The sequence below is a fragment of the Bradyrhizobium sp. MI1.11 genome (assembly GCF_055811255.1).
Window position 1 is genome coordinate 1 of the sequence record NZ_JBVVPM010000125.1, and the last position, 5,159, is coordinate 5,159.

Consider the following 5,159-nt stretch of genomic DNA (forward strand, 5'->3'; position numbering starts at 1 on the left):
CCGCGATCTCGCGACACAATGTTGATGCCCGGGTGCTTCGACAGCCACGCCTGAACGGTCGCCATTTCCCGGTCGGGCAGCAAGGCAACGATCCGCCGACGCTCCGAATCGCACACGATGGTCCCGTACCGACGACTTCTCCGGAACGCCCCGTCATCGATACCCACAACCAGTTGCTGACAGGCAGCATGAGCCGCTTGGCGAAGCTTGCTGCCGGCCGGCCGCCGAGCGGCAACCCCAGGTGATGGACGATGTGTTCGAGCCGTGCCGTCCGACGCCGTCGAAGCGGAACGACGTCTTCTCCGAACCGCTCTGCGAAGATCCGACGGCGGCAATGCGGCGCCTCACATGTGAAGCGCCGCGTGAGCAATCGGAGGCGCACCTTTCTGCCCGCTGACGGCATATCGGCCACGTGCCGGATCTAACGGCTATGGACTAGGCGCGATGCTGTCGCGCACAAAGGGCACCGAGCCTCCGCAGCTTCCGACCTAACTGCCAGAATAAGCGAATCAATTGAGTCACTTACGCCATCAAACACCAAACCACTCGGTACTAGCGATGAGATCTGAAAGCCCGTCCGCATGGCGCTGATTCTCCGTTTGAGAACCACAGTCGCCGGCAAACTTCATCAGAAATGAGTCAGACCCCCTTTTGGATGCCGATAGGGGGTCCCAGTCGAACGCCGATTGACAGACATGTCGCGCTCTACCTGGGTGATGACCAAGCTATTCATCTGAGCAAGAAGCAGTCCGCTCCGGTGATTTGGTCCTTCGCTCAATTTCTCGAGCTTCCCGAAATATCGAACCTTCGTTGGCGCAAAGCGGCTCCGCCATCTTGGCGTGGGCCTACAATCGAGGGTAGTCTTCGCCATGTCCGTTTTGGGGGCACTTTGACGGATGTTCGTCTGCCTCAAAAGCGAGGAACGTTGAATTTCACGGGACGGCTGTATTCATGCTTGCAGCCGATAGCCATCTTGCCCCTCGCTCAATTCGCATCCATTCGGTTATGGCCGGCTGCGTGCTAACGAGGCCGCGCGCTATCTGGTCGATTATGCCGAACTACCGCATGGCCAAGAGCAGGCGTAACCGCCGTCAAACTCCGCCATGCGGCATAATCCGGCTTACGGCATAATGCCCTAGCTCAGGACCTCCTGATAGATAGTAGATAGAGCTGAATCCTTGGATTTGGCGCAGCGCGGGCGCGCTAAGCGCGCGTTTCGCCCACTTTCACAGCCGGCAAAAAATCGGCGCTTCGCGAAGCCGCATGGTCATGCGGGCAGGTGAGGCAACACGCCAGGTGCGACGCTGGTCACCCCCGTGGTCGGGTCGACGACCAGAATCGGAATGCCAGGGTAGATTGTGGGCCACGTCGACGTGTCGTTGATCCACGCGACTGCGCTGGGCGAAAGCCATCCGGTCAGCGTGACGATGTCCGCGTAACGCTGGGCGAGGGGGAGGGCGAGGATCGGCTCGTAGTGAGCGACCCGGTTACGCAGGCCGCGAAAATCCGAGAGCTGCGAAGCGATCGAGTGACGCTGTAGCTTGCCTGTCTGGAAAATCGGCCGTAGGTCATTGCCCCACAGATGGGTGCTTTGGCGGCCGAACAGCGAGCTCCAGAATCCGAAATTGAGCTCGGCGACCATCTGGCCATGCGTGCCGGCCTTCCGGTCACGCTTGAGCTGTTCGCGCGACTTGGTGACGCAGCTCTGTTGATAGGGCGTGACCAGGACGGCCGGGTCGTCCATCCAGTCAACGCCGCGCGTGGCGATTAGGCGCCGGTCAGCGACGTTGCGCAGGGCGACCTCGAGCATATGTAGGGGACCGTACAGCGCGGCTGACAGCTGCACGTTGAAGGTGTATAGTCGTCTGGCTAACGCGTGATCTTGAGCGGCCCAAAGCCGGTACGTGCTGAAGCGGTCCGCCGATAGGGCATCCTCAAAAGTCGGCATCGGGGCTCTTTTGCATTGAACTTTCTTCCAAGTTGCCCTATTATATCCGGGTAAGCCCCGCTTGGTCCCTGCACTTGCACACCTTCGGGGCAAGCTTTTTTAGAGGCCCGGTCGAGCTCACGCTCCCGGGCCTCTTTCTCCTTCTAAGTCATTGTTTCGCATAACCTATCTTGAGGAACGTCGGGGTTGCAACTTGTTTGCGCTCCCGTCGAAAGTGCGAGCGAGAGAGGCCTTTAGACAATGGACGACAAAGCGCGTCAGAGTTAATCCGCTAACGCGAGGACAAAACATAGCCGTCGTCACAGGATCACCCGAAGAGACGCATCATTATTGATGATGAGTGGCTCGAGCGCGTTCTGCAGATCCGCGGTCCGACGTTGGGGACGTTATGGTTGACTTGCTCGATCCAACGGTCACTTACAAATCCGCCGCATCGCGATCAACGCTAGCCCAGCGGCATGCCGCACCCTACATTCTCGCATGGTCGTTCTAGCGTAATCAGCGTCCGATACCGTGCGCGCCATGATGATTATGGCGCGCGGAGCAGCGAAGAAACGACCAAGCGTCTCTGACGCGGACTGTCGGACTTACGACACGTCGGTACGTTCTATCAGGCCTCTTACAAGATCGATTGGCTCCATCATTCGCGCTGCCGTCAACAGGCTCACTTGGACGTGACCTGACGTTTCGGACCACCAATTTCAGTTTGATCCAAGGCAGCCTCGCGAAACTTTGTTCTGACAATCGGGACCAGCTCACAAGTCGATAAGAGCACCCCGTCGCCGACGGATCGTGTCGGTGAGGCTGCGGCGGATATAATTGCAGACCGCCGCGGCGAAACACTTGAAACAAGCAATCCCTGGACCAATGGTCAGGTCGAGCGCATGAACCTTGATCCGCTCCAGAAATGCGATACTAATCAGGGCGGTCCCGGCATTTCATGGGGCGACCGGCCTGGGCCACCGCGGGATGTGTCGGTGCCCAGTCTGGTTTTGGCGGAACGGTAATCGCGCTCACGGGCACCCAGGCTCGTTCGAGCGTCACCGGATCGCGCAGCTGGGCGAAAGTCTCGGTGCGAATGTCCAGCCACTCGAACCAGCGACCCTGGACGGCGACAAGCTGGGCTGGCCGGAGCACGCCGAAATGATCTCGAGGAGAAACCCTTATCATTCGTCAAGCTCGACTTTGAACCTTGGCAGGAGAGTTCAAGATGATATTGCGCCCTTGTTCAACTACCGGAACTGGGATTTGACAGTCACAGGCTAGCCAACCCGACCAATCCGTTTCCCGTCGAGCCGGAGCTTTGGCCGCAATAGGTCCAGCCGTTAAATATTTATTCGTTGGCGCCTGGGCACGCGGCAAGTGCATGGGCGGTGTTGCGCGCCATGGAAAACTGCTCCCTCGGCGTCACGAGGAATTGCTCTCTCCTTGGATGAGCCAAGGAGAGAGTGAAAGAAAGAGGCTCGTCGTGGATTGATCCCCGGGGGCAGGTGATGAAGACGCCGGATGACGTGGCGGAGATGATGCGCCTGAGGGAGTGCGGGTGGGACTACGTGGTGGCGGGCGGGGTGAAGGCGTTCAAGTCGCCTGAGCGCCCGAAGCGGCTCGATGATCTCGAAGGTTGGCTGCGCGAGAAGTTCATTCGGCATCACGGCAATGCGGATGTGGTGCACCAGGACCTGTTGGCCCAGAAAGGCGTGGCAGCCAGCCGGCGAACGCTGCAACGCGCCGTGCAGTCCTATCGCCAAGCGCTCACGGCCGAAGCGCTGGCGACGACACCGTTCGAGATGCCCACGGGCCGGCAGCTGCAGATCAACTTCGGCGAGCGTCTGGTCGAGGTCGGCGAGGTGAAGATCAAAGCATTCGTGTTCGGCGACACTCGGGCATTCGCGGCGGCTGCATGTTCGTGCGTTCGAGGCGAGAAGCAAGAGCTCTGGTTCGCCGGGCTCGAGAGTGCATTCACGACCTTCGGCGGCGTGCCGGAGGAAGTGCTGATGGACAACCCACGCGCTCGTGGTGCGCCACGATGCGGTGAGCCGGTCGGTTCAGTTTAACGACAAGCTCATCGCGTTCGCGAAGCACTGGGGTTCCGTCCTCGTGCCTGCGCGCCGTATCGGGCGCGCACGAAGGGTAAGACGGAGAATGGTGTCGGCTACGTGAAGAAGAACGCGATCGCGGGGCATTCCTTTCGCGAGCTGGGAGGCATTCGAGCCGCATCTCGCCAGAGTGGGAGCGTGAGGTGGCGAACGTACGTATCCACGGCACGACCGGCTGGGCGCCGATCTCGCTTTGCGCCTGACGAGGCGCACCGGTTGAAGCCGCTCGGCGGGTCGTTCGGATCGCTGCGCGAACCGGCCCGCGGCGTCGGCAACGATTGTGCCGTCGAGATCGACACGAACAGCTACTCGGTCCCGTGGCGGCTGATCGGCGAGCGCGCGCGGTGACGGTTGCGGCCGGCGAGGTGCGCATCGGCCACGGCATGCGGGAGGTTGCGGTCCATAAGCAATCGGAAGGTCACCGGCTGCGGATCATCGATTCCGCCCACCTCGACGGGGTTGCCGGTCGCAATGGTGCGGTCTCCCGATCGGCAATCGCGAACCCGACATTGCCCGTGCCCTCTCCACGAGGCAAGCGGGCAATGGCGATCTTGCCGAACACGCATTGTTGCCGATGCTCGCAGACTTTTCGCGATACGGCGTGGAACGGCTTTCTCGAATTGAACCGGCTGGCGTTATCGGAAGCCTTGCCGGGCAAAGCGAAAGCCGCGCGCTGGCGGTCGCGATGCGATGATCAGGAAACACTATTCGCGCGTCGCGGTGGGGGATCTCCTTTGCCGACGGATGCAAGAGCACCTGATGGGCGGCGGCCATATAAATTCCCCTGAAGGAGAGCCGGTTGGCGCTGTGGAGCGGATCGATCCAGGCGGCGAGTTCGGCTTCCTTGAGAGCGCTGACGCCAGGAGATCCACTTCAGCCGTGTCAGTGTTCTGGAAGGTCGGGCGAATATCACTGTCGGCTCGCGTGTATCTATCGAGGAGCTCGGTGAAGATGGTCTGCGGGCCCTCGCAGTCAAAGTTCTAAACAGATTGGCTCAAGTGCGTTCCTGCGGGCCACAGCATCCGGGACCGGCCAGACCCGCACTTTTGACCATCCATCGGATGCTCAGGCAACGCTTGCGCCCCAGTCAACTACCTCCCTTGGGAGTTGATGGA

The 5,159-nt window shown here is 60.5% G+C and carries 1 protein-coding gene and 2 pseudogenes; 1 reads left to right on the plus strand and 2 read right to left on the minus strand.

Features of this window, described 5'->3' with window-relative positions:
- Both AC0L30_RS42270 and AC0L30_RS42275 read right to left on the minus strand, forming a co-directional pair.
- Positions 1-583: pseudogene (locus AC0L30_RS42270) on the minus strand (transposase family protein); the annotation flags it as partial.
- 684 nt (positions 584-1,267) lie between these two features.
- Positions 1,268-1,948 carry a hypothetical protein gene (locus AC0L30_RS42275; RefSeq protein WP_473309189.1) on the minus strand — a complete coding sequence of 227 codons (681 nt, stop codon included), beginning with the start codon at positions 1,946-1,948 and terminating at the stop codon, positions 1,268-1,270.
- A gap of 1,493 nt (positions 1,949-3,441) precedes the next feature.
- On the opposite strand from AC0L30_RS42275, the pseudogene istA reads away from it, so the two are divergent.
- Positions 3,442-4,565, plus strand: a pseudogene (gene istA / locus AC0L30_RS42280) (IS21 family transposase); the annotation flags it as partial.
- Between the last annotated feature and the right edge of the window lie 594 nt (positions 4,566-5,159).